Origin of the sequence: Mycobacterium sp. OAS707 (genome assembly GCF_014873705.1) — a bacterium.
In the GTDB taxonomy this organism is placed as follows: domain Bacteria; phylum Actinomycetota; class Actinomycetes; order Mycobacteriales; family Mycobacteriaceae; genus Mycobacterium.
Genome location: NZ_JADBDS010000001.1, coordinates 1,799,130 through 1,820,989 on the forward strand (window position 1 = coordinate 1,799,130; position 21,860 = coordinate 1,820,989).

28 protein-coding genes are annotated in these 21,860 nt (G+C 65.3%); 12 read left to right on the forward strand and 16 right to left on the reverse strand.

Annotated features, from left to right (window positions below; translation table 11 throughout):
* Window positions 1-2 precede the first annotated feature (2 nt).
* Both GGC64_RS08955 and GGC64_RS08960 read left to right on the forward strand, forming a co-directional pair.
* Complete coding sequence (locus tag GGC64_RS08955; protein WP_192722029.1) at window positions 3-902, forward strand: class I SAM-dependent methyltransferase; 900 nt, start codon at window positions 3-5, stop codon at window positions 900-902.
* A 9-nt stretch (window positions 903-911) separates the two neighbouring features.
* Complete coding sequence (locus tag GGC64_RS08960) at window positions 912-1,811, forward strand: class I SAM-dependent methyltransferase (protein ID WP_192722030.1); 900 nt, start codon at window positions 912-914, stop codon at window positions 1,809-1,811.
* A gap of 10 nt (window positions 1,812-1,821) precedes the next feature.
* Here GGC64_RS08960 and GGC64_RS08965 read toward each other — a convergent pair whose 3' ends face one another.
* On the reverse strand, window positions 1,822-3,759 hold the full coding sequence (locus tag GGC64_RS08965; protein WP_370582029.1) for a hypothetical protein: 1,938 nt from the start codon (window positions 3,757-3,759) through the stop codon (window positions 1,822-1,824).
* A 145-nt stretch (window positions 3,760-3,904) separates the two neighbouring features.
* Between GGC64_RS08965 and GGC64_RS08970 the strand changes: the two genes are divergently transcribed.
* A complete protein-coding gene (locus GGC64_RS08970) occupies window positions 3,905-4,156 on the forward strand; it encodes a hypothetical protein (protein ID WP_192722499.1) in 252 nt (83 codons plus the stop codon).
* A 6-nt stretch (window positions 4,157-4,162) separates the two neighbouring features.
* Complete coding sequence (locus GGC64_RS08975) at window positions 4,163-4,552, forward strand: hypothetical protein (RefSeq protein ID WP_192722031.1); 390 nt, start codon at window positions 4,163-4,165, stop codon at window positions 4,550-4,552.
* Window positions 4,553-4,625: 73 nt separating this feature from the next.
* On the opposite strand, the gene GGC64_RS08980 is transcribed toward GGC64_RS08975, so the two are convergent.
* Window positions 4,626-6,629 carry an Ig-like domain-containing protein gene (locus tag GGC64_RS08980; protein WP_370582030.1) on the reverse strand — a complete coding sequence of 668 codons (2,004 nt, stop codon included), beginning with the start codon at window positions 6,627-6,629 and terminating at the stop codon, window positions 4,626-4,628.
* 13 nt (window positions 6,630-6,642) lie between these two features.
* Between GGC64_RS08980 and GGC64_RS08985 the strand changes: the two genes are divergently transcribed.
* From GGC64_RS08985 to GGC64_RS08995, 3 genes are all read left to right on the forward strand, one after another.
* Entirely contained in the window at window positions 6,643-6,837 is a 195-nt protein-coding gene (locus tag GGC64_RS08985; RefSeq protein WP_192722032.1) for a hypothetical protein, read from the forward strand.
* A 6-nt stretch (window positions 6,838-6,843) separates the two neighbouring features.
* A complete protein-coding gene (locus tag GGC64_RS08990; protein ID WP_192722033.1) occupies window positions 6,844-7,242 on the forward strand; it encodes a hypothetical protein in 399 nt (132 codons plus the stop codon).
* A gap of 212 nt (window positions 7,243-7,454) precedes the next feature.
* Complete coding sequence (locus GGC64_RS08995) at window positions 7,455-8,114, forward strand: TetR/AcrR family transcriptional regulator (protein WP_369434928.1); 660 nt, start codon at window positions 7,455-7,457, stop codon at window positions 8,112-8,114.
* Window positions 8,115-8,124: 10 nt separating this feature from the next.
* Here GGC64_RS08995 and GGC64_RS09000 read toward each other — a convergent pair whose 3' ends face one another.
* Complete coding sequence (locus GGC64_RS09000) at window positions 8,125-9,447, reverse strand: FGGY-family carbohydrate kinase (RefSeq protein ID WP_370582031.1); 1,323 nt, start codon at window positions 9,445-9,447, stop codon at window positions 8,125-8,127.
* A gap of 30 nt (window positions 9,448-9,477) precedes the next feature.
* Between GGC64_RS09000 and GGC64_RS09005 the strand changes: the two genes are divergently transcribed.
* Window positions 9,478-10,455, forward strand: coding sequence for an NAD(P)-dependent oxidoreductase (locus GGC64_RS09005; protein ID WP_192722035.1), 978 nt, complete (start codon window positions 9,478-9,480; stop codon window positions 10,453-10,455).
* Window positions 10,452-11,108, forward strand: a complete 657-nt coding sequence (locus GGC64_RS09010) for an L-fuculose-phosphate aldolase (RefSeq protein WP_192722036.1) — start codon at window positions 10,452-10,454, stop codon at window positions 11,106-11,108. Before GGC64_RS09005 ends, GGC64_RS09010 begins: the two co-directional genes overlap by 4 nt.
* Before the next feature lie 79 nt (window positions 11,109-11,187).
* Here the strand turns inward: GGC64_RS09010 and GGC64_RS09015 are convergent, their stop codons facing one another.
* Window positions 11,188-11,850 carry a class I SAM-dependent methyltransferase gene (locus tag GGC64_RS09015; protein WP_370582032.1) on the reverse strand — a complete coding sequence of 221 codons (663 nt, stop codon included), beginning with the start codon at window positions 11,848-11,850 and terminating at the stop codon, window positions 11,188-11,190.
* 74 nt (window positions 11,851-11,924) lie between these two features.
* Between GGC64_RS09015 and GGC64_RS09020 the strand changes: the two genes are divergently transcribed.
* Window positions 11,925-12,773 (forward strand): AraC family transcriptional regulator, encoded by an 849-nt coding sequence (locus GGC64_RS09020; protein WP_192722038.1) that lies wholly within the window; start codon window positions 11,925-11,927, stop codon window positions 12,771-12,773.
* Here the strand turns inward: GGC64_RS09020 and GGC64_RS09025 are convergent.
* From GGC64_RS09025 to GGC64_RS09040, 4 genes are read right to left on the reverse strand one after another with little or no spacing between them, the layout of a single operon-like run.
* Window positions 12,770-13,981 (reverse strand): zinc-binding dehydrogenase, encoded by a 1,212-nt coding sequence (locus GGC64_RS09025; RefSeq protein WP_192722039.1) that lies wholly within the window; start codon window positions 13,979-13,981, stop codon window positions 12,770-12,772. The two genes, GGC64_RS09020 and GGC64_RS09025, sit on opposite strands and share 4 nt — an antisense overlap.
* Complete coding sequence (locus GGC64_RS09030) at window positions 13,978-14,742, reverse strand: SDR family oxidoreductase (RefSeq protein WP_192722040.1); 765 nt, start codon at window positions 14,740-14,742, stop codon at window positions 13,978-13,980. The genes GGC64_RS09025 and GGC64_RS09030 overlap by 4 nt, the downstream gene beginning before the upstream one ends.
* A gap of 28 nt (window positions 14,743-14,770) precedes the next feature.
* Window positions 14,771-16,567: a signal peptide peptidase SppA gene (gene sppA, locus GGC64_RS09035; RefSeq protein ID WP_192722041.1), complete on the reverse strand. Its 1,797-nt coding sequence runs from the start codon at window positions 16,565-16,567 to the stop codon at window positions 14,771-14,773.
* 26 nt (window positions 16,568-16,593) lie between these two features.
* On the reverse strand, window positions 16,594-16,944 hold the full coding sequence (locus GGC64_RS09040; RefSeq protein WP_192722042.1) for a nuclear transport factor 2 family protein: 351 nt from the start codon (window positions 16,942-16,944) through the stop codon (window positions 16,594-16,596).
* A gap of 17 nt (window positions 16,945-16,961) precedes the next feature.
* Here GGC64_RS09040 and GGC64_RS09045 point away from each other — a divergent pair, with 17 nt between their 5' ends.
* Both GGC64_RS09045 and GGC64_RS09050 read left to right on the forward strand, forming a co-directional pair.
* A complete protein-coding gene (locus tag GGC64_RS09045) occupies window positions 16,962-17,894 on the forward strand; it encodes an LLM class flavin-dependent oxidoreductase (RefSeq protein ID WP_192722043.1) in 933 nt (310 codons plus the stop codon).
* Between the two features lie 63 nt (window positions 17,895-17,957).
* Window positions 17,958-18,299, forward strand: a complete 342-nt coding sequence (locus GGC64_RS09050; protein ID WP_192722044.1) for a PE-PGRS family protein — start codon at window positions 17,958-17,960, stop codon at window positions 18,297-18,299.
* Window positions 18,300-18,347: 48 nt separating this feature from the next.
* On the opposite strand, the gene rplO is transcribed toward GGC64_RS09050, so the two are convergent.
* The 8 genes from rplO to rplE form a co-directional block, all read right to left on the reverse strand.
* Entirely contained in the window at window positions 18,348-18,788 is a 441-nt protein-coding gene (rplO, locus tag GGC64_RS09055; RefSeq protein ID WP_192722045.1) for a 50S ribosomal protein L15, read from the reverse strand.
* A 2-nt stretch (window positions 18,789-18,790) separates the two neighbouring features.
* Window positions 18,791-18,970 (reverse strand): 50S ribosomal protein L30, encoded by a 180-nt coding sequence (rpmD, locus tag GGC64_RS09060; RefSeq protein WP_192722046.1) that lies wholly within the window; start codon window positions 18,968-18,970, stop codon window positions 18,791-18,793.
* A 2-nt stretch (window positions 18,971-18,972) separates the two neighbouring features.
* The gene (gene rpsE / locus GGC64_RS09065; protein WP_192722047.1) at window positions 18,973-19,638 is read right to left on the reverse strand and encodes a 30S ribosomal protein S5; all 666 of its coding nucleotides are present in this window, start codon (window positions 19,636-19,638) and stop codon (window positions 18,973-18,975) included.
* A gap of 25 nt (window positions 19,639-19,663) precedes the next feature.
* Window positions 19,664-20,032 (reverse strand): 50S ribosomal protein L18, encoded by a 369-nt coding sequence (gene rplR, locus GGC64_RS09070; protein WP_192722471.1) that lies wholly within the window; start codon window positions 20,030-20,032, stop codon window positions 19,664-19,666.
* A 39-nt stretch (window positions 20,033-20,071) separates the two neighbouring features.
* On the reverse strand, window positions 20,072-20,611 hold the full coding sequence (gene rplF / locus GGC64_RS09075) for a 50S ribosomal protein L6 (RefSeq protein WP_192722048.1): 540 nt from the start codon (window positions 20,609-20,611) through the stop codon (window positions 20,072-20,074).
* 13 nt (window positions 20,612-20,624) lie between these two features.
* Window positions 20,625-21,023: a 30S ribosomal protein S8 gene (rpsH, locus tag GGC64_RS09080; protein ID WP_192722049.1), complete on the reverse strand. Its 399-nt coding sequence runs from the start codon at window positions 21,021-21,023 to the stop codon at window positions 20,625-20,627.
* 82 nt (window positions 21,024-21,105) lie between these two features.
* The gene (locus tag GGC64_RS09085) at window positions 21,106-21,291 is read right to left on the reverse strand and encodes a type Z 30S ribosomal protein S14 (protein WP_006245130.1); all 186 of its coding nucleotides are present in this window, start codon (window positions 21,289-21,291) and stop codon (window positions 21,106-21,108) included.
* A 4-nt stretch (window positions 21,292-21,295) separates the two neighbouring features.
* Window positions 21,296-21,859, reverse strand: coding sequence for a 50S ribosomal protein L5 (gene rplE / locus GGC64_RS09090; RefSeq protein WP_192722050.1), 564 nt, complete (start codon window positions 21,857-21,859; stop codon window positions 21,296-21,298).
* Window position 21,860 lies beyond the last annotated feature (1 nt).

Genomic DNA, 21,860 nt, shown 5'->3' on the forward strand with positions numbered 1-21,860 from the left:
TCATGGCCCGAACCGAGGGTGACACCTGGGATCTGGCGTCCAGCGTGGGTGCGACCGCAACCGGCGTGGCCGCCTCCCGCGCGTTGGCGTCCAAACAGCCCAATCCGCTTATCAACGACCCCTACGCCGACGCGCTCGTCAAGGCGGTCGGTCTCGAACATCTCAACAAGTTCGCCGACGGCGAACTGGAGTACGGCGACGATCCGCTGTTCAACCGCCAGCAGATATGTGAGCAGATCGCCGTGCGCACAAGGTTTTTCGATGACTTTTTCATCGGGGCCGTATCCGCAGGTATTCGCCAGGCGGTGATTCTGGCATCAGGTTTGGACACCCGCGCCTATCGGCTTCCCTGGCCGCGGGAAGCGGTGGTGTTCGAAGTCGACCAGCCACAAGTGATCGAGTTCAAGACCCGCGTGCTCGAAGGTTTGGGCGCACAACCCGCGGCCACCCGGCGGACGGTTTCCGTCGATCTGCGCGATGACTGGCCGGCGGCGTTGCGGGACAGCGGATTTGACCCACGGCTCCCCACTGCGTGGATTGCCGAGGGCCTGCTGATCTACTTGCCGCCCGACGCTCAGGACCGGTTGTTCGACAACGTCACCGCGCTCAGCGCGCCGGGCAGCAGGCTGGCGACCGAGCACATGGATTTTCAGGGGTCGCCTGACGAGTGGGTCGAGAGGCTCTCCGAGAGGTCACGCCGCATGGGCTCCGACCTCAACCTCGCCGAGCTGTTCTACACGGCCGATCGCAACCGGGCCGACCAGTACCTGATCTCCAAGGGCTGGGACGTCACCATCCGGCCGAACCGAAAAGCCTATGCAATCAATGGTTTCCAGTATCCCGAGGATGAGCTGACCGCCTTCGCCGGCGACAGCGGTTATCTCTCGGCAATCCTCGACTAGGAGAATCGCATGCCACGTACAGAAGGTGATACCTGGGATCTGGCGTCCAGCGTGGGCGCCACCGCCACGATGGTTGCCGCGCAGAGGGCGCTCGCAAATCGAGAGGGCCTGATCGACGACCCGTTCGCCGAGCCACTGGTGCGCGCCGTCGGCTTGGACTTCTTCATTCAGGCGCTCGACGGTGACATCGTTTTCGAAGACGTGAATCCGGAATTCAAGATGCGCCGGGCGGCCGAAGGCATGGCGGTGCGCACCCGTTGGTTCGACAAGCTGTTCACCGACGGGACCGCCGTTGGTGTGCGACAGGCAGTGATCCTTGCCGCCGGACTCGATGCGCGGGCTTATCGACTGGACTGGGCTGACGGCACGACTGTCTACGAACTCGACCAGCCTGAGGTCATCGACTTCAAATCGAATACGCTGGCAGGGCTGGACGCCAAGCCCAAAGCGAACCGCGTCACGATCGCGATCGATCTGCGCAACGACTGGCCGAAAGCGCTGCTGGACAACGGCTTCGATCCAGGCCAGCCCACCGCTTGGATCGCCGAGGGCCTACTGATCTACCTTCCGCCCGAGGCACAGGACCTGTTGTTCGACCGGATCAACGAGCTCAGCGCCCCCGGCAGTCGGGTCGCAACCGAGCACATTCCGGGCGTCAGCATGTTCTCCGATGAGCGCGCACAGCAGATCAGAGAACGGATGAAGAAGTACGGCCACGATATCGAGATGGGTGACCTCATCTACCACGGCGAGCGCAGCCACGTCATCGAGTATCTGGAGGGACACGGCTGGGACGTGACGGCGCAGGCCATGCGAGAGGCCTACGCCGCCAACGGCTTTGAGTTCCCCGAGAACGAGACGATCGGGTTCTTCTCGAACCTCAGCTACGTCGCCGCGGTGAAGCGCTAGGTCCGACCGACTACGTACCCGCTCGAGCCGCGTCCACCCTCGCCGGATCCAAGAGGACCAGCGTGTCGCCATCGAGGGTGGACTGGATCTGCGAGCCGGGGGTTGTCGGGGTAATCGTGCGCGTCAACTTGTTGATGGTCACGTCGCCCGTCAAGGAACCGGTGTGAGTTCCCGTCACCGTGACGGCCGCCTGGTAATGGATTGTGTTCTGTGCGGCGCTCTGATCGGTTGACTCGGTGCCGTTCAGAATCATCCCCTGGTCATTGACGTAATTGGTGTAGGTGACCGTGCGGGTGATGTGACCTGTTGTGGCGTCCGTCGACTCGGTGACTAACGCAGTGCCGCCTCCGGTGCCGGTGTACGTCCCGGTTGGCAGCAGCTTCACCTGCTGAGGAGTGTTGGAGGCAAGCGTCGGCAATGTGGACGACAGGGCTGGCGTCGTTTTGTCTGCCACTGAACCGACGCTGGTTGTGTACTTCAGGTTGGCCACAACCAGCCGTGATCTCTCACCCGTCGGGTCTGTGGAGTCAGCTTCCCAGAACGCAACCGCGGTACCGTCGGCATTCCAGCTCGGCATGCTTCGGGCGGTGTAATTGTCGCCTTCGTCTTCGGGAGTGTTCGGGTCGTCACTGACGAAAAGTGGAATTCCGTTCTCGCGCTTGAGATCATCCTCGACCGCGATCAGCCACGGCTGATTGGAAACATTGTAGGCATCGGACGAGCCCGCATACACGGTGTAGACCGAGCCTTGGATCAGGAGCGGCAGGAACGCCGGCCGCACGATCCTCGACACCGGTGTCAGCGCGTCAAGGCCGCGTGCACTGTCGATCGTTATCCACTGGTTGTTGGGCGACAGATCGGCGTCTTCGTCGTAGTCGAGGTTGCCGGTCAGCCGGGTCACATTCCCCGTGGCGAGGTCTACGACGATGTCATCGACGTTGCCCGACTCATAGAGGCCGCCCTGAACGATCACGCCTTTGCCGTCATGCGTCCATTGCTTGCCCTCACCAACCGGATAGACCACCCGCGCATCGGTGATGCGATATTCCAGCGCGCCTGTCGTCGCGTTCGTGGTGCGGGTCAACGTGCCGACGACCGGGACGGCCGTGATGAAGCCGGGGGGATCCAACGGGTTTGGAACGAGCTGAATTTGGCTGAACAGCACGTGCGTCCCGTCTGGGGAAACTCGCATCTCGCGCTGGGGGTCGGTGGCAATGACGCCGGGCTTGCCGGGCGGGGTGAACACGCGTACCAGCCGTGTTCCGTTGGCATCGCTTTCCAAAACGACGTTGGTATAAGAGCCCCCTGACCGGGATTGCATCAGAATGCGACCCGACCCATCCTCGAAAGGCACTGGCTTATACAGATCCCGGGGGGCAGTGGTGCCGCCGGGCAGAGGAGTCGGGTCGGCCAGTCCACACGTCAGGCAACGCAGACCAGTGCCGTCGGGACTGACCTGATAGATCTCCCGGCGTGCGTCGGCCGCAGCGCCCGGTGGTGTCGCGCTGAACAAAAGGGATTTCCCGTCGGCGGCGAAACGTGGAATGGCCGCGTCGGTCATGCCTACAGGCAAGGAGACGATCACGCGCTCGGCGGTGGGAGATTGCACGGCGAGACCGATGGTCTGCTGGTCGCTATGGGCGGTGAACAAGCTCAGCAGATTGAACTTGCCGTCCGTGACCGACACAGTGAACGAATCGGTTTGTGCCGCATCATAATTGATGTCACTGGGCGTGTAGGTGAAGCTACCGGTTGCTTGATCGATCGTCAGCGTGCCGTGCTGCGGCGCCTGAGTGACCTTGTAGGTCAACGGATCACCCTCGGCGTCGGTGGCCCCGATCTTGCCGGTGACGGTCTGACCGGTCTGCACCGTCGTCGTCGGGTTGTAGTTGATGGTCGGCGACTGGTTGAACAGATTGCGTCGCACCCACGCCAGCACCGCCCACACCGCCGGAGTCAACGGCTCCGGCGAATCGGGGGCCGGCGCCAGGAACGGCTTGAGCAGATTGGTGACAACGGCGTTGAGAAATCCCACGACCCCGGTGACCGGAATCGCGAGTTGAGCCGTCGGTGCGACCGGAGCGGTGACCGGTGTGATCGCAGCAGCGAGCGTGCTGGTGGCGCCAGGTGCCTGCTCCGCCCTCGCAGCAGTGATCGAGGTTGACGTGGTCGCCGTGGCCGCGCGCTCGGCGACGACCTTGACAGCTGCAACCGAGGTCGTCGGTGACGAAGGCGCCGACACAGCGGCGACGGCCGCGGTGTGTTTCGAGTTCGATTCGGGCACAACGGGCTTCGATGCCGGCTGCTCCGACTCAGGCGCCGAGGTAACTGGCAGCTCCGGTTGAGCCTCCGTGCTGGTCGGCGCAGGAGGGGTCGGTGCTGCCGGTTCGGTGGTGCTGGTGTGCGCCCCACCGCTGCTACTCACAGTCACACCCGGCCCAACCTGGGTAGTCGACGACGTCGTGCCGGACGTCGATGTTGCGCCAGCCGTGGCCGTGCCGGTAGCGGTCGACGATGATCCGGCGCCGGTGGTGGATGAGCCGCTATCTGTCGTCGTCGTAGTGGACGTTCCAGTGCTCGGTGGGACCGACGCCGACGAGCTGGATTCCGTGTTGGTCGCCGAACTGTCTTGCGACGTCGACGATGTACTCGAAGTGTCCGCGCTCGCCAGACCTGGCGAAGTAACGACCATCACCCCGATACCCAACGCCGCGGCCAATGCACCGACGCGACCGATATAACGTCCATAGGTGCTGACGTCGGAAGTCGATGTCCTCATGTGATCCTCCTTGAGTGCTTCCGATTGGTGGGTAGTTAGACGCCCGATTGCGCGGCAGCTACGTCGGCCGGGTCCAGGATGCTTTGCACGTCTCCATCGAGTTCGGAAGTGATGTAGCCGTTCAGTGTTTGGCGGTTCACGACCGTCGCATCACCGCGCAGGTAGCCGGTGTGCGTTCCGGTGACCGTGATGTTGGCGGTGTAGTGGATGGAGAGTTGGTTGGCGGTGATGTTGGTTGATTCGGTGCCGTTGAGGACCATTCCGTCTTCGTTGACGTAGTCGGAGTAAACGACGGTGCGGATGGTGTGGCCGGCCTGCGTCGGGTCGGGGGTCTCGGTCACCGTGGCCGTGCCGCCCCCGGCCCCGGCGTACGTGCCTGTCGGCGGCAGGGCCGGGGCGCTGGGAACGTACGTGCTCAGCTTGGGCATGGTCGACGACAGTTGCGGGGTCGACTTGTCACCCTCTACCCCTCCGACGCTCGTCGTGTACTTCAGGTTGGCGATGACGAGACGCGTGTCGGTCGGATCATCCTTGCTCTGCTCCCAGAAGGCGACCGCGTTCCCGGTGGGGCTCCAGCCAGGCATGCTCTGCCCGGCATATCCGTCGCCCTCGACGATCAGTGGGAGGCCGTTTTCTCGCTTGAGCTCATCGTCGATCGCGACCACCCATGCTTGATTCGAAACGTTCACGGGCGAGGCATAGGCGAGGTACACCGGGCCGACGATGTAGGCCGGCAGGAATGCCGGCCGTACGATCCGCGACATTGGCGTCAGCGCGTCAAGCCCTCGCGTACTCCCGGCGACAATCCACTTCCCGTTGGGCGATTCGAAGACGTTCTCTTCGTAATCCAGACCGGCGGTCACCCGGGTGATGTTCCCCGTGGCAAGGTCGACCTTGATGGCGTCGACGTTGCCTGCGTCGTACTGCCCGCCCTGAATGATCGCGCTCTTGCCATCGGGCGTCCACGACTTACCTTCGCCGTAAGGTGCGACCACACGCGCGTCATCGATGATGTATCCGTTCGCAGTGCGCACCAAGGTGCCCACGACCGGGACGATAGCGACGTAGCCGTTGGTGCCTAACTCCAATCGGCTGAACAACAGGTGCGTTCCGTCGGGCGAAACCTTCACCTCGCGTTGCCGATCAACGACAAACGTCGGACTGTCCGGCGTGGTTAGGGGAACCAACTGCTTGCCGGCGACACCGTCTTCGAAAATCACGTACGTGTACTTGTCTGGGCCGGTTGTGATCCGAATCAGAACCCGCCCGGAACCGTCTTCGAACGGTAAGGGCTTCTGCAGGTCGCCCGTGATGCTCGTACTGACACCACAGGTCACGCATCTGAGGTCGGTGCCATCGATCCCGATTTGGTAGACCTCCTGGCGGCCACCGACTATCGGTTGGGCGCTGAAGTAGAGGGATTGTCCGTCGGCAGAGAAGCGTGGCCGGTTCGGGTTGGATATGTTGTTGGGCAAGTTCAGGATGACGCGTTCGACAGTGGGGTTGAGCACTGTGACGCCGATGGTTTCCTGGTCGCCGTGCGGGGTGAACAGTCCCAGCAGGTTGAACTTGCCGTCCGTGACCGACACAGTGAACGAATCGGTTTGTGCCGCATCATAATTGATGTCACTGGGCGTGTAGGTGAAGCTACCGGTTGCTTGATCGATCGTCAGCGTGCCGTGCTGCGGCGCCTGAGTGACCTTGTAGGTCAACGGATCACCCTCGGCGTCGGTGGCCCCGATCTTGCCGGTGACGGTCTGACCGGTCTGCACCGTCGTCGTCGGGTTGTAGTTGATGGTCGGCGACTGGTTGAACAAGTTGCGTCGCACCCACGCCAGCACCGCCCACACCGCCGGAGTCAACGGCTCCGGCGAATCGGGGGCCGGCGCCAGGAACGGCTTGAGCAGATTGGTGACAACGGCGTTGAGAAATCCCACGACCCCGGTGACCGGAATCGCGAGTTGAGCCGTCGGAGCGACCGGAGCGGTGACCGGTGTGATCGCAGCAGCCAGCGTGCTGGTGGCGCCAGGTGCCTCCACCGCCCTCGCAGCAGTGATCGAGGTTGACGTGGTCGCCGTGGCCGCGCGCTCGGCGACGACCTTGACAGCTGCAACCGAGGTCGTCGGTGACGAAGGCGCCGACACAGCGGTGACGGCCGCGGTGTGTTTCGAGTTCGATTCGGGCACAACGGGCTTCGATGCCGGCTGCTCCGGCTCAGGCGCCGAGGTAACTGGCAGCTCCGGTTGAGTCTCCGTGCTGGTCGGCGCAGGAGGGGTCGGTGCTGCCGGTTCGGTGGTGCTGGTGTGCGCCCCACCGCTGCTACTCACAGTCACACCCGGCCCAACCTGGGTAGTCGACGACGTCGTGCCGGACGTCGATGTTGCGCCAGCCGTGGCCGTGCCGGTAGCGGTCGACGTTGATCCGGCGCCGGTGGTGGATGAGCCGCTATCTGTCGTCGTCGTAGTGGACGTTCCGGTGCTCGGTGGGGCCGACGCCGACGAGCTGGATTCCGTGTTGGTCGCCGAACTGTCTTGCGATGTCGACGCTGCACTCGAAGTGTCGGCCGTAGCCACACCCGGCGAGGCAACCACCATCACCCCGATCCCCAAGGCCGCGGCCAGGGCGCCAACTCGACCTACATGGCGGCCGTAGGAGCTCACATGCGAAATCGGTGCGCCCATACTCATCCCCAAGTGCCTCGAAGTGGACGTTCGGCGCAGCGATTCACTTGCCGATCGTAAAGTGTGTACTTGCTGACCGTAAAGCTGGTGCTTGTCGAGTGTCAAGCCCCTAATGACCGTTTGTATGGCGATAACTTGCCGATCGTCTGGGGCGTGGTTCACTTACTCCACAGGAGGTGAGCAGTGACATCCGCCAAGATCGACGGTGCCGACAACACGATCGACACCCGGCAGCGGCTGCTGGACGTCGCGGTGGCGCTGATCAGCCAGCACGGCTTCGCCGGCACGTCGCTGCAGATGATCGCTGACGAACTCGGGTTCACGAAGGCAGCCATCTACTACCACTTCCGAACCCGCGATCAGCTGCTCATCGCGCTGATGGAGCCACTCCTACAACAGATCCGGCTGGTCGTTGAGACGGCGGAGGGTCAGCAGACGCCGCGGACTCGGATGGATGCCATGGTGCAGGGCTTCGCGGGTGTCGTCGCCAAGAACCGGTCGCTCGCCGCGGTCATGGTCTTTGATCCAAGCGTTCATCAGGTACTGCAGTCACAACCGGAATGGGGCGACCTGATCACACGTCAGCTGACACTGCTGATGCAACTCGACTCAGGTCCCACGGGCGTCATCAAGGCCACAGCCGTTTTCACTGGGCTTGCCGGCGCGGCCACCGGCGCACCAGACGACATAGACGAGCGGTCACTTGTCGAGGAACTCGCCGGCCTCGGTCGACGCATGCTCGGTCTGCGCCAACCAGCCCGCCGCAGCGACGGTGACTCACGAGCGCCGAAGCGGATCGAACACGCCGGGGGCCGGTGGAAGGACTTCTTGGCCGACGCGTGACTGGCTCAGCTCACGGTCCCGCGAGTCCGCGGAAGCGGACGTAGCGGTCGTGTACTGCGTTGGTCCACAACGGATCTGGTTCGAGGATGCGATCCGTCGACGCCCACCGGACCGCGTCGGTAATCGAGGTCTCCAAGCCGGCCGCGATCCTGCCGATGAAGGCTGCGCCCAACGCCGCGCCCTCAGGCACGGCGGACACCTCGACAGGCAGGCCGGTGGCGTCGGCCAACGCCTGCATCCACGGCTGGACCCGCGTGCCGCCGCCCGTGGCCACGATCCTCGCGGCGGGCGCCCCACTCAACTCGATGAGTTGGCGCACAACGAAACCCGACGCTTCATAGCCCGCGCGACGCACCGCAGCCCCGCCGTGCGTGAGGTTCAAACCGTCGAGCACCGCACGGCGATCCGGGTCGTGATACGGTACGCGCTCGCCGCGCACATACGGCGACCACACCGGCACGCGTCCCGGGTCGACCACCGAATTATCCTCGGCCACAAGATGATCCACCCAGCTGAGGAACAGGCCGCCCGCGTTGCTCGGCCCGCCGATCTGAAACTTGCCCCCCGTCGAGTGCGGCACGGTCCACAGCCCCGGCACTTCGCGGTATTCGGGAATGGTGATCCACACGATCAGGGTGGTGCCGCAGAGCACAACGACATCGCCATCCCGATCAGCACCGGCGACCAGCTGCTCACACAGTGCGTCGACCGAACCCGCCGCCAGCACAACGTCACTACCGCGCAGATGCCCGATGGCGGTGCCCGTCGGCGCGACGTTCGGCATGCGGTCGGCCGTCGCGCCGCAGTTCGCGCACCGTTCCTCGTCCCAACGGGTGCCGTCGAACAAGGGATAGGCCGTGCTCGCGGTGGAGTTGTCGATGACTGCGTCACCGGCCAACGCATGGTTCGCGACCGCACTTGCAGGCCAGTACCCCAAGGCATTGGGTGCCTTTTGCGCCGTCCAGCGCAAGAACTCGATGGTCTCGCCGGAGAACATCGACGCGTCACCGAACGCCGCTCCCCTGCCCCTGCTGTCGCCATAGAGCAGACCGGATGTCACCGGCCGACCGATGTCATCGACGGCGGTCAGCGACGGCACCATCGCCGTCACGCCCACCGCGGCGGCATCGGGTCTGGCCAACTGCTCGACTGCGGCCAACGGCCCGCGCCGCCACGCCTCATCGGCATCGTGCTCGAGACAGTCGGGAGCGGGCACCCGGAGTTGATGAGGAATCCGTGTCCTGGCGACCACCCGGCCGTCCTCATCGGCGGCCACGGCTTTGACGGCGGTGGTGCCGATGTCGATGCCGATTGTGACCGCTTTTGCTGACACCCGGGCCACCGTACGCCAGCATGATCATTCGTGACGCGACTTCGGGCCCTCGTGACAGCTCCTTTGCGCGGACCCGGTTTCGAGAAGCTGCGCGAGCTGGCTGACGTCGTCTACGACCCCTGGATCGACCAGACACCGCTGCGGATCTACTCCGCCGAACAACTAGCCGAGCGGGCGTCGGCCGAGCACGCGGATGTGCTTGTGGTCGAGAGCGATTCGGTCAGCGGGCCAGTGTTCGACCTGCCCCTGCGGGTCGTCGCCTCGACGCGCGGCGACCCGAACAACGTCGATGTCTCAGCCGCCACAAAGGCCGGTGTCCCGGTGCTCTACACCCCGGGTCGCAATGCCGACGCCGTTGCCGAGATGACGATCGCGCTGCTGTTCGGCGTCACCCGTCACCTGCTCACCGCCGACGCAGATGTCAGGGCGGGCCAGGCGTTTCGCGACGGCACAATCCCCTACCAGCGGTTCCGGGCGTGGGAGGTGGCGGGGCAGACCGCAGGTTTGGTCGGGCTCGGCGCGGTGGCGCGGGCCCTGAAGTGGCGGCTGGAAGGGCTCGGGGCCAATGTCATCGCGTACGACCCCTACAACGACGACGCCAGCCACAGCCTCGACGACCTGCTCGCCGAATCGGACATCGTGTCGCTGCACGCGCCGGTGACCGACGAGACCGCCGGCATGATCGGAGCGGCACAATTCGGGGCGATGCGCGACGGCGTCGTCTTCCTCAACAGCGCGAGGGCCCAGCTGCACGACACCGACGCCCTTGTCGACGCGCTGCGCAGTGGCAAGGTCGCCGCCGCGGGGCTCGACCACTTCGTCGGTGAGTGGCTGCCGACGGATCACCCACTTGTGGGCATGGCCAACGTGGTCCTGACACCGCATATCGGTGGAGCTACGTGGAACACTGAGGCCCGGCAGGCTCAGGTCGTCGCCGACGGCGTCGAGTCGCTCCTGTCCGGACGCATGCCCGCGCACATCGTCAACCCGGAGGTGCTGGATCGATGAGGTTCGTCGACAACGCGGCAGACGCAGTGCTGGCCGCCGCCAAGGACATGCTGCGGCGCGGACTGGTCGAGGGCACCGCGGGCAACATCTCCGCGCGCAGGGAGGACGGCAACCTCGTCATCACGCCGTCGTCGGTCGACTACGCCGACATGGCGCTGGAAGACCTCGTCGTGGTCGACCCCGACGGTGCTGTCCTAGAGGCCAAGGAGGGCCGGGCACCGTCGTCGGAGATGAAGCTGCACCTGTCGTGCTACCAAGCCTTCGACGACATTGGCAGCGTGATCCACAGCCATCCGGTGTGGGCCACCATGTTCGCCGTCGCCCACCAACCGATCCCTGCGGCCGTCGATGAGTTCGCGGTGTACTGCGGCGGTGAGATTCGCTGCGCCGATTACGCGGCGTCGGGCACACCGGATGTTGGAGCCAACGCGGTGAAGGCGTTGGAGGGCCGCGCAGCGGCATTGATCGCTAACCATGGACTAGTTGCGGTGGGCCCGCGCCCCGACAAGGTGTTGCACGTGACGGCGCTGGTCGAGCGGACAGCCCAAATTGTTTGGGGCGCGCGGGCTCTCGGCGGACCCGTGCCGATTCCCGATGAGGTCAACCAGAACTTCGGCGCGGTGTACGGCTACCTGCGCCAAAACCCGATGTAGTCGCCTATCCCGCGAGCGACCGTGTCTGCCCACGACACGCCGTCGAATTCCGTACAAAAGCGGTCGCTCGCGTGGGTGCTTAGGACGTGCGCACGCCGCGATAGAACGTCAACCGTCCGATGAAGCGCTGCGGTCGCGAAGCCACCACGCTCGCGTCGAACCCGACCGACCGCAACAACCGGGGGATCGCGTCGCCGAGGCTGCCGACGATGTGCGGATTGCGGAGCATGCGGCGTGCCATGAATCCATCGCCAGCCGTCATCGGGCCGCCGATATCGACAATATGCACAATGCCGCCTGGCCGCAGGACGCGGTACATCTCCGCTGCCGCAGCAGCTTTCGTGTCGTTGTCCAGGTGATGCAACATCATCGACGACAGCACCCGATCGAATTCACCCTCCTCAAATGGCAACTGCTGCGCGTAGGCGCGCTCGAAACGTACACCGGGCAGTCCGCTGAGTTTGCGCTGCGCCCGCGCGAGAGCGAGCGGGTCGGGATCGGTCGCCACCACGTCCGCTCTCGGTGCGGCCCGCTTGGCACGGAGGGTGACGTTGCCCGTTCCGCACCCGATCTCGAGGACCCGCAACCCGTCGGTTAGATCGGCCTGCGCGACAAGCGCGTCGTAACCCTTGTGCATGCCCAGTGCCCGCGTCAGCAGGTCATAGCCGGGTAGGAATGCATCGCGACCGGCGGCGGGAATGTAGTCATGTTCGGTGGCCGTATGTGGACGATGTTCGGTCATATGATCCATAGTTGCCTGAAGTTACACAAAGGTGTTAGGTGATCATCGGCAATAGTTGGACTATCTTTGGTCATATGCCCTCGCCGTCTCGGGTGGTCCGTCATCGCAACGGAGTGCCTGTCTATCAATACCGGGCCGACTCCGACACGCCTCCTGTCTCGGTCATCCGAGCCGACGGCATCCTCGAGCACGAGGTGCACATCCACGATTTCCCGGTGCTCTGGTACTCGGATGCGGCTGGAGTGGTGTACGTGGTGGCACCGGGCGCGGCCGTCGACCCCAACCGGGTTCCGCACCGGGACAGCGGGCTAGGCGTGTTCTTCGATCCTGCCGCGCTCGACGGCGACGGACGATCGCCGTGGCCGTCGTGGCGTGCACACCCACTGCTGTTCCCGTTCGTCCACGGCCAGCCCAGCGGACTGCTTCAGCTGACGGTGCCCTCGGCGCGAAAACCGCTGTGGTCCGCCGCAATCGCGTCGATCGAGACCGAACTGGCCGCCCGCGACGAGGGCTACCGGCAGGCGGCACTGGCACATCTGACACTTCTGCTGATCGACGTCGCACGCCTGGCCAGTGACGTGGTAGGCGACCTCAGACGAAGCGGCGAACCCCTGCTGGCCGAGGTGTTCACGGTGATCGATCGACACCTCAGCGAGCCGCTGTCGCTACGCGACGTCGCGGCGGAACTGGGAGTGACGCCAGGGCATTTGACTACCGTCGTGCGCCGACGTACCGGACGCACCGTACAGGAGTGGATCATCGAACGCCGCATGGCCGAAGCCCGCGGCCTGCTGTCTGAAACTGAATTATCGGTCGCGGAAATCGCTCGGCGCGTGGGCATCTCAGATCCTGGATATTTCAGCAGGCAGTTCCGCCGCACCCACGGGGCATCGCCACGGGAATGGCGCGATCGGTCCGCCTAGCGAAAATCGAAGGCTACCTTGACGGCGCCGCTCTCTCCCTGATTCGCGATTGCAAGGAATGCCTCTCGCCACTGCTCGAGCCGGAAGGTGTGAGTCAGCATGGGGCGCAGGTCAACTCGGCCGTCGACAACCAGCTCGAGGTAGTGCGCAATGGCGTGCTTACGCCTGCCCTCGACTTCCTCGACGCCGAACGCGTTGGAGCCCACCCAGCTGATCTCCTTGAAGTACAGCGGGCTCCACTCCCACCGTCCCGGCGCGTGCACACCCATCTTCACCAGCGTTCCTCGCGCCTTGAGCACGCGCACGCCCACTTCGAACGTCTCCGGCTTGCCGACCGTGTCATAGACGACGTCGACCGCACCGGGATACGCCATCGGCAGGCCCTGCAACGGCTGGCGCAACCGTCCCCCGCCCCACGCCGCCACTTCTTCAACGACGGCCAGTCGGGGTTCGTGCGCCAACACGAGGTCCGCGCCCATCCGACGCGCCGATGCCGCCTGGGCCTCGAACCGCGCCACCACCGCGATCGCCACCTGCGGATACAGCGCCCGTAACACGGCGACCGCGCACAGCCCCAGAGAGCCCGCGCCGTACACGACGGCCCGGCCCGACGGCGGAGGCGGATGTCGCGTGATCGCATGCAGCGACACCGAGAACGGGTCTGCGAACACCGCGACTTCGTCGGGCACCGAATCCGGCACCGCGAACAACATGCTGTCGTGGGCCGGCATCAATTCGGCGTATCCCCCGGTTGCGTCGGCGGATACGCCGGTGTGGATGCCGGGCTTGATGTCGCCATCGGTGAAGCTCCAGCACAGGCTGTAGTCGCCGACTTCGCATGCCGCACAATGGGGTTCGATGCCGCGCGGGCCACACGACAGCCACGGGTTGAGCACGACGCGCTGTCCTGGCTCGAGTCCGCGCGCCGCTGGGCCCAGTGAGACCACATCGGCGACGACCTCGTGGCCCATCACTTGCGGAAAGGAGCAGAACGCCGCCAACGCGTTGTCCGCGTCACCCTCGCCGAAGTCGAGCAGGATCTGCTTGGAGTCCGAGCCGCAGATACCCGTCAGCCGCGGCCGGGTGATCACCCAATCATCGTGCAACAGAACAGGATCTGGCACGTCACGCAAACCGACCGGCGACTGCGCGAGAGCATCGGGCGCCTCAAGCGGTTCAGGCGGCACGCCAAAGACCAACGCCCTCATGCCATACCCGCCGCTCCGGCGATGTAGGTGTCGATATCGGCGTTCTTGAGGTCGACTACCGCCTTCATGTCAGGGACGTAATGCTCGAACCTGTCGCTGCCGAGCGCGGCAATGATGCCGGCGGCGACCTCATCCGGGCCGAACTTGGGTCCGTCGTAGATCGGATCGTCGTTGTCGGGCTGGTCCCATATTTCGGTGTCGACAGGCCCGGGCTCGATCAGCTTTACCGCTACGCCTGAGCCGTACAGATCGACCGCGAGCGACTCGCTCCAGCCGCACAGCGCGAACTTGCTTGCACAGTAAGCAGATTCATGAATGATGCCAAGCCGGCCGCCGACACTTGACACATTCACGATCATCCCCGAACCGCGCTCGAGCATTCGTGGCAGCACCGCCAACGTCAACCGCATCGGGGCGAAGAAGTTCACCCGCATCACGGCTTCCACTTCGTCGGGCGTCAACGCAGAAACGGCCCGGCGCTTCGGCACCGCCGCATTGTTGACCAGAACGTCGAGCCCGCCAAGCGCCTCCCAAACCTGGCGCCCCAACTCACCGGCGTCATCGGCGACGTCGGCCACCCACATCCGCGAGTCGGGCGACGTCTCCCGGCAACCGGCGAGCACCTCGGCCAGTCGTCCCTCCCGACGCGCGATCAGCCCGACGATCGCCCCATCCGCGGCGAGTGCCCGGGCAAGCGCGGCGCCCACCCCGGATGACGCGCCGGTGATCAGCACCCGTTTTCCGTGCGCAGCGAACGCCATCCCTCCAGGCTGGCCTATTCGGTGACGGTTAGAAGCGGTAATCGCCGAGCCAGAGGGCGCTGACGCCGGTCAACGATTGTTCGGCTTGGCTCAGCACGCCGGCCACCGAGCGGCCGACAAGCGCGCCGACCGCGTCCGGCAACGACGCGGCAGCGGGCTGCGATGACGCCTTGGGCCGCAGCATGTCCATCAGCGACGAACCGGGGTAACCGACCACGCGGACATCGGCGTCAGGTTCCAGTCCGGCCAGCACCTTCGCGCGGGTGATAGCCGCACGCAACCCGCCGAGTTCGTCCACCAGTCCCCGCTCCAACGCATCGGCACCGGTCCAGACCCGGCCGCGCGCGATCGCGTCGACCGCCTCGACGGTCATCTTGCGGCCCTTGGCCACCCGCTCGACGAAGTCGGTGTAGAACAGGTCGGCCTCTGCCTCGACGTGAGCGTGCTGCTCGTCGGTGAACGGCTGGTTCATCGACCACGCATCGGCGTTGGGGTTGGTGCGCACCGAATCCGATCCGACACCGAGGCGGTCCTTGAGCTCGCGCGCCACCAGCTTGCCGGTGACCACACCGATCGAACCGGTGATCGTTCCCGGATTCGCGACGATGGCGTCGGCCGACATCGACACGTAGTACCCGCCGGACGCCGCAACCGCACCCATGGATGCGACGACGGGTTTACCGCCGTCGCGCACCCGATTCACTTCGCGCCATACGGTTTCCGAGCCGGTGACCGAGCCGCCCGGGCTGTCCACCCGCAACACGATCGCCGACACCGAGTCGTCGGCGGCGGCCTCACGCAGGGCCGCCGCGATCGTGTCACCGCCTGCGTTCGAGCCGCCCAGCGGCAACAGCTGAGGTCCACCCCTGCCGCTGACGATCGGGCCGTGCAGCGTGACCACGGCGATCTTCGGCTTCGCCTTGCGTCCCGGCATCGGCGGCGTTGGTGGCATCGGCCGAGACGCGGAGGCGCGTGCATACCGCGACAGAAACAGCCGCGGCGGTGCGTCGTCGGAGTCGGCATCCCCGGTCTCGGGCGAAATGCCCGGTGCGCCAACGAGTTCAGCGATACGCGCGTAGGCCTCGTCACGGAAGCCGATGCGGTCGACCAGCCGTCCGGTGACGGCGTCGTCGCGCAGCAGTGGTGCCTTGTCGGCGAGCGCGTCAACCTCTGCGGCGTCCAGATGACGTGACGCCGCGACGGCCTGCCACACCTGGGAGCGCAGGCTCTCGATCAATCGGCTGTCAGCCTCGCGATGCGCGTCGGTATATCGGTCTTGGGTGAAAAGGTTTGCCGCGGACTTGTATTCGCCACGTGCGATGAACTGAGCCTCGACGCCGGCCTTGTCGAGCGCGTCGCGCAGAAACAGCGCGTTGGTGGCGAAACCGATGAGTCCGACGGTCCCCGACGGCTGCATCCACACCTCACGGAACGCCGAAGCCAGGTAGTACGACAGCGTGCCGGGATATGTCTCGGCCCACGCCAGCGACGGCTTGACATCGCTGAAGGCGGTGATCGCGTCGCGCAGTTCCTGCACCGGGCCGGCAGCCGCGGCGGGAATCTGCACGCGTGCAATGAGCCCGGCCACCCGTGGGTCTTCGGCGGCGCGATGAATGGCTGCGACGGCTTCGCGCAACAGCAGCGGTTTGCCGCCACTGACGATCATCGCGAGCGGATCGAACCCACCGGTCTCGTGCGGCATCGCCTGGAGATCCAGTTCGAGCACGCACCCGCTCGGAACGCCGTGATGCCGAGCGGTGTCTACCCGCTGGGCCAGATTGCGGAGCTCGTCGGCGCCAGGGATGCCGGACAGGAAAGCAAACATGATTTGAGCGTACCGATGCGCGGGTGCTAGCCCGCCTGCGTCTGGATGTAGATGTCGACGCGCGCGATGCGCCCGTCGCCGTCGAGCCCGAAGACGAGCACTTCCGGGGTGACCATCGGCTTGCCGTCGACCTCGACTGTTTCCCTGAGCTCGACGAATGCCAGCGCATCGCTCGCATAGGTCACCCGCTCGAGTTTCATCTCATAGCCCTCGAGCCTCGGCATCAGGTCGGCAATGAAGGCGAGATACTCGTCACGTCCGGCATAGCGGTCCCCATAGGGCCCGACGCGAACGATGTCGCCGGCTATGCACTCGTCGACTACGTCCCAATGGTGCGACGCGATCGCGTTCAGATACCTCTCGACGATGTCGGGCACACGCTTACGGTAGATGGATGGACTTTTCCATTTCGATCCCCCAGCGCGCAGCGGACGGTTTCGACGCCGAGGGCACGAGCAGTTATCTCGAGCGGGCTGAAGAGCTCGGGTTCGAAGGCGGCTGGACGCTGGAGCAAATCGTCGGTCCCGCACCATCTCTCGCGCCCCTGCAATTGCTCTCATGGGCCGCTGCGCACACCACCCGGTTGCGGCTGGGAGTCGCGGTGCTCATCACCTCTATGCACGACCCGCTTCAGCTGGCATCCGCGATCACCGCGGTGGACCAGCTCAGCCACGGCCGACTCGACGTCGGCATCGGTCATGGCGGCAACTTCCGGCCGTTTTCGGCGTTCGGCGTCGAGAAGGCCACGTTCGTCAGGTATTTCACCGAGGGCCTGGAGTTGATGGAGGCGGCCTGGTCCGACGGTCCGACGGTGACATTTCACGGCCGCTTCCGCGATGTCGAAGGTCTGCAGATTCAGCCGAAGCCGGTACAACGCCCGCACCCGCCCCTGTGGTTCGGCGGAAGTGCACCGAAGGCCGTTGCCCGCGCGGTGCGTCTGGGCGACGCCTTCATGGGCGCAGGCTCGTCGACCACGGCCAACTTCGCGGAAGCGGTGAAGGTCGTCCATCGCGAACTCGACGAACAAGGTAAGGACGCAACGCAATTCAGAATCGCCAAGCGCGTCTACCTGACCATTGACGACGACACTGCGCGCGCCCGTGAGCGGGTACTCGCCGGGTTGGACCGCATCTATGGCGACTTGCCGGGCATCGACTTTTCGGCGGTTCCGGTGTACGGCGGTGTCGCCGACGTGGTCCGCGGGCTTCGCGAGGTGATCGACGCCGGGGCCGAGATGATCCTGCTCAACCCGGTTGGTGCGACCGTCGCCGAGGACCGTGAGCAGATGGAACGGCTTGCTGCGGAAGTGATCCCGCAGCTCAGCTGACTCACAGCTGTTGCTGAAAATTAGCTGTTTTAAGTTTGTGATCTTGGTGGTAAAACCGGAATCATGATCGCGAGACTGAAATTTGTTGCACCGCTGGTCATGGCGGGTGCGGCCGCGACGGCAATCTTCGCGGCGCCGGTGGCTGCCGCGGAGTCCTATGCGGCGGCGGCGGGCATCTCCGGCATCACGATTCCGCTCGACCCCGGCGGTGACGGCTGCTATCAGGGCACCTGCGGCAACGGCGGTCCGCAGGGCGGCAGCGGCTGTACGCCAGACGGCACGTGCGGCAACGGCGGCCCGTTGGGCGGCGGCGGCTGTACCGCTGAGGGCGTGTGCGGCCACGGCGGCCCATGGGGCGGCGGCGGCTGCGTGCCCGGCGTCGGCTGCTTCAACTGGGGCCAGTAACGCAAAAGGGCCCCGCCACGCCTAAGCGTGCGGGGCCCAGTGCGCGAACTAAAGCTCGGTCGCGGAACCGCCCGCGGATGTGATCTTGTCGCGGGCACTGCCGCTGAACTTGTGTGCGGTGACGTTGACCTTCACGGTCAACTTGCCGTCACCGAGCACTTTGATCAACGAGTTCTTGCGCACCGCACCGGCGGCCACCAGCTCGTCGACACCGATGTCGCCGCCCTTGGGGAACAGCTTGTTGATGTCGCCGACGTTGACGACCTCGTATTCGGTGCGGAACCGGTTACGGAAGCCCTTGAGCTTCGGCAGCCGCATGTGGATCGGCATCTGGCCGCCCTCGAACGTCGCGGGGACGTTCTTGCGGGCCTTGGTGCCCTTGGTACCGCGGCCGGCGGTCTTGCCCTTGGAGCCCTCGCCGCGACCCACGCGGGTCTTGGCGGTCTTCGAGCCCGGGGCGGGCTTCAGGTCATGCAGTTTGATGGTCATTGCTATACCTCTTCAACCTCGACGAGGTGATGCACGGCCTTGATCAGACCGCGCGTCTGCGCGTTGTCCTCACGGACGACGGACTGGCGGATCTTCCGCAGCCCCAACGTCCGCAGGCTTTCGCGCTGGTTCCAGCGCGCACCGATGGTGCTGCGCACCTGGGTGATCTTGAGCTCTGCCATGGTTATGCGGACCCTTCACGTGCGGCCGCCGCGGCCAGCGCGTCGGCCTCCCGGCGCTGCCGCAGCATGCTGGGCGGCGCCACATCCTCGATGGGCAGCCCGCGGCGTGCCGCGACCTCTTCCGGGCGCTGCAACATCTTCAGTGCGGCGACGGTGGCATGCACCACGTTGATCGCGTTGTCGCTACCCAGCGACTTGGCCAGGATGTCGTGCACGCCAGCGCATTCCAGCACTGCGCGGGCCGCGCCACCGGCGATCACACCGGTACCCGGGCTCGCCGGGCGCAGCATTACCACACCAGCTGCGGCCTCACCCTGGACCGGATGGACGATGGTCCCGCCGATCAGCGGGACACGGAAGAAGCCCTTGCGGGCCTCCTCGACACCCTTGGCGATCGCGGCGGGAACTTCCTTGGCCTTGCCGTAGCCGACGCCGACCATGCCGTTGCCGTCGCCGACGATCACCAGGGCGGTGAAGCTGAACCGCCGGCCACCCTTGACGACCTTGGACACGCGATTGATCGCGACGACGCGCTCAAGGTAATTGCTCTTCTCGCCACCGTCGCGGCCGCCACGGCCACCACGGTCGTCACGTCGACCCCGGCCGTCGCGGTCACCGCGACCGCCGCGATTGTCCTGCGCCGGAGCGGCGCCAGCCTGCTCGGCCATCATGCAGTCCTCTCGTTAACAGTCATTAGAACTTCAGCCCGCCTTCGCGAGCCGCGTCGGCCAGCGCCGCGATGCGGCCACCGTAGGTGTAGCCGCCGCGGTCGAACACGACCTGCTCGATGCCTGCGGCCTTGGCGCGCTCGGCGATCAGCTGTCCGACCCGCACGCTGTGGGCCTTCTTGTCACCGTCGACGGCGCGCACGTCGGCCTCGATCGACGACGCGGCTGCCAGCGTGGTGCCGGTGAGGTCGTCCACCAGTTGCACGTGGATGTGCCGCGACGAGCGGTTGACCACCAGACGCGGCGTGGTGGCCGTGCCCTCGATCTTCTTGCGGAGCCGGGCGTGCCGACGCAGTCGCGCGACCCGCCTGGTCGCAGAAATGTTCTGGCCCACCGGCTTACGCGCGGACTCAGTTGTCTTAGTTGCCATGACCTATTTGCCCGTCTTTCCGACCTTGCGGCGGATCTGCTCACCCTCGTAGCGGATGCCCTTGCCCTTGTAGGGGTCGCTCTTCCGCAGGCGGCGGATATTGGCCGCGATCTGGCCGACCTTCTGCTTGTCGATACCCGTGATCGAGAACTTCGTCGGCGTCTCCACCGCGAAGGTGACACCTTCCGGTGCGTTGATCAGTACCGGGTGGCTGTAGCCGAGGGCGAACTCGAGGTCACTGCCCTTGGCCACCACGCGGTAGCCGACGCCGAAGATCTCCATCTTGATGGTGTAGCCCTCGGTCACGCCCGTGACGAGGTTGGCCACCAGCGTGCGCGACAACCCGTGCAGCGAGCGGTTGCGCCGCTCGTCGTCGGGCCGGGTCACCACGATGGCGCCCTCGTCGTTGCGCGAAACCGAAATCGGCTCGGCGACCGCAAGTTCCAGCGTGCCCTTCGGTCCCTTGACCGACACGTTCTGGCCGTCGATCGTTACGTCGACCCCGGACGGCACCAGGACCGGTTGCTTACCAATACGCGACATGTCTACTTCCCCCTCACCAGACGTAAGCGAGGACTTCGCCGCCCACGCCCTGTCGTGCTGCCTGGCGGTCGGTGAGCAGACCCGATGACGTGGAGATGATCGCCACGCCGAGGCCGCCCAGAACGCGGGGCAGATTGGTGGATTTCGCATAGACGCGCAGGCCTGGCTTCGACACCCGGCGCAGCCCCGCAATGCTTCGTTCACGGCTCGGGCCGTACTTCAATTGCACTACCAGCGCCTTGCCCACGCGGGCATCCTCGGTGTGGTAGTCGGTGATGTAGCCCTCCGCCTTGAGGATCTCGGCGATGTTCGCCTTGATCTTGCTGTGCGGCAGGGTCACCTCGTCGTGGTACGCCGAATTGGCGTTGCGCAGACGTGTCAAGAAGTCTGCGATCGGGTCCGTCATGGTCATGACAGCCGGTTCACCTTCCTCGCGGCGGTTCCCTCAGTTGGGGCCTACCGCAACCTGTTTCGAATGTTGTGGTCTGGTTCGCTTACCAGCTGGACTTCTGGACGCCGGGCAGTTCGCCGGCATGCGCCATCTCGCGCAGGCAGATGCGGCACAGCCCGAACTTGCGGTATACCGCGTGCGGGCGACCGCACCTATTGCAACGCGTGTAGCCGCGCACCTTGAACTTGGGCTTCTTGTTGGCCTTGTTGACCAGAGCCTTCTTTGCCATCTGTTCAGTTCTCCTTGAAGGGGAAGCCGAGGGCGCGCAGCAGCGCTCGTCCTTCGTCGTCGTTCGTCGCCGAGGTGACGACGGTGATGTCCATGCCACGCGTCCGGTCGATCGAGTCGACGTCGATCTCGTGGAACATCGACTGCTCGGTCAGGCCGAAGGTGTAGTTGCCGGTGCCGTCGAACTGCTTGGGCGACAGGCCGCGGAAGTCGCGGATACGCGGCAGTGCGATCGAGATCAGCCGGTCGAGGAACTCCCACATCCGGTCGCCACGCAGCGTGACGCGCGCGCCGATCGGCATGCCCTCGCGCAGCTTGAACTGCGCGATGGACTTGCGCGCCTTGCGGATCTCCGGCTTCTGGCCGGTGATCAGCGCGAGGTCGTTGACCGCGCCGTTGATCAGCTTGGCGTCCCGGGCGGCGTCGCCGACACCCATGTTGACGACGACCTTTACCACGCCGGGGATCTGCATGACGTTGGCGAAGTTGAACTCTTTTTGCAGCGAGTCGCGGATCTCGTCGCGGTAGCGCTGCTTGAGCCGCGGCAGAGTCTTCTCAGCGGTAGTCATC

Excerpts from the sequence above, each read along its gene's own strand:
- GGC64_RS09045 (WP_192722043.1), top strand. The coding sequence starts at position 16,962 with ATGGACTTTTCCATTTCGATCCCCCAGCGCGCAGCGGACGGTTTCGAC.
- rplF (WP_192722048.1), bottom strand. The coding sequence starts at position 20,611 with ATGTCGCGTATTGGTAAGCAACCGGTCCTGGTGCCGTCCGGGGTCGAC.
- rplE (WP_192722050.1), bottom strand. The coding sequence starts at position 21,859 with ATGACTACCGCTGAGAAGACTCTGCCGCGGCTCAAGCAGCGCTACCGC.
- GGC64_RS08955 (WP_192722029.1), top strand. The coding sequence starts at position 3 with ATGGCCCGAACCGAGGGTGACACCTGGGATCTGGCGTCCAGCGTGGGT.
- GGC64_RS09010 (WP_192722036.1), top strand. The coding sequence starts at position 10,452 with ATGAGGTTCGTCGACAACGCGGCAGACGCAGTGCTGGCCGCCGCCAAG.
- GGC64_RS08960 (WP_192722030.1), top strand. The coding sequence starts at position 912 with ATGCCACGTACAGAAGGTGATACCTGGGATCTGGCGTCCAGCGTGGGC.
- GGC64_RS09025 (WP_192722039.1), bottom strand. The coding sequence starts at position 13,981 with ATGAGGGCGTTGGTCTTTGGCGTGCCGCCTGAACCGCTTGAGGCGCCC.
- rpmD (WP_192722046.1), bottom strand. The coding sequence starts at position 18,970 with ATGGCAGAGCTCAAGATCACCCAGGTGCGCAGCACCATCGGTGCGCGC.
- GGC64_RS09050 (WP_192722044.1), top strand. The coding sequence starts at position 17,958 with ATGATCGCGAGACTGAAATTTGTTGCACCGCTGGTCATGGCGGGTGCG.
- rplO (WP_192722045.1), bottom strand. The coding sequence starts at position 18,788 with ATGACCATCAAACTGCATGACCTGAAGCCCGCCCCGGGCTCGAAGACC.
- GGC64_RS09015 (WP_370582032.1), bottom strand. The coding sequence starts at position 11,850 with ATGACCGAACATCGTCCACATACGGCCACCGAACATGACTACATTCCC.
- GGC64_RS09085 (WP_006245130.1), bottom strand. The coding sequence starts at position 21,291 with ATGGCAAAGAAGGCTCTGGTCAACAAGGCCAACAAGAAGCCCAAGTTC.
- GGC64_RS09020 (WP_192722038.1), top strand. The coding sequence starts at position 11,925 with ATGCCCTCGCCGTCTCGGGTGGTCCGTCATCGCAACGGAGTGCCTGTC.
- rpsH (WP_192722049.1), bottom strand. The coding sequence starts at position 21,023 with ATGACCATGACGGACCCGATCGCAGACTTCTTGACACGTCTGCGCAAC.
- sppA (WP_192722041.1), bottom strand. The coding sequence starts at position 16,567 with ATGTTTGCTTTCCTGTCCGGCATCCCTGGCGCCGACGAGCTCCGCAAT.
- GGC64_RS09030 (WP_192722040.1), bottom strand. The coding sequence starts at position 14,742 with ATGGCGTTCGCTGCGCACGGAAAACGGGTGCTGATCACCGGCGCGTCA.
- rpsE (WP_192722047.1), bottom strand. The coding sequence starts at position 19,638 with ATGGCCGAGCAGGCTGGCGCCGCTCCGGCGCAGGACAATCGCGGCGGT.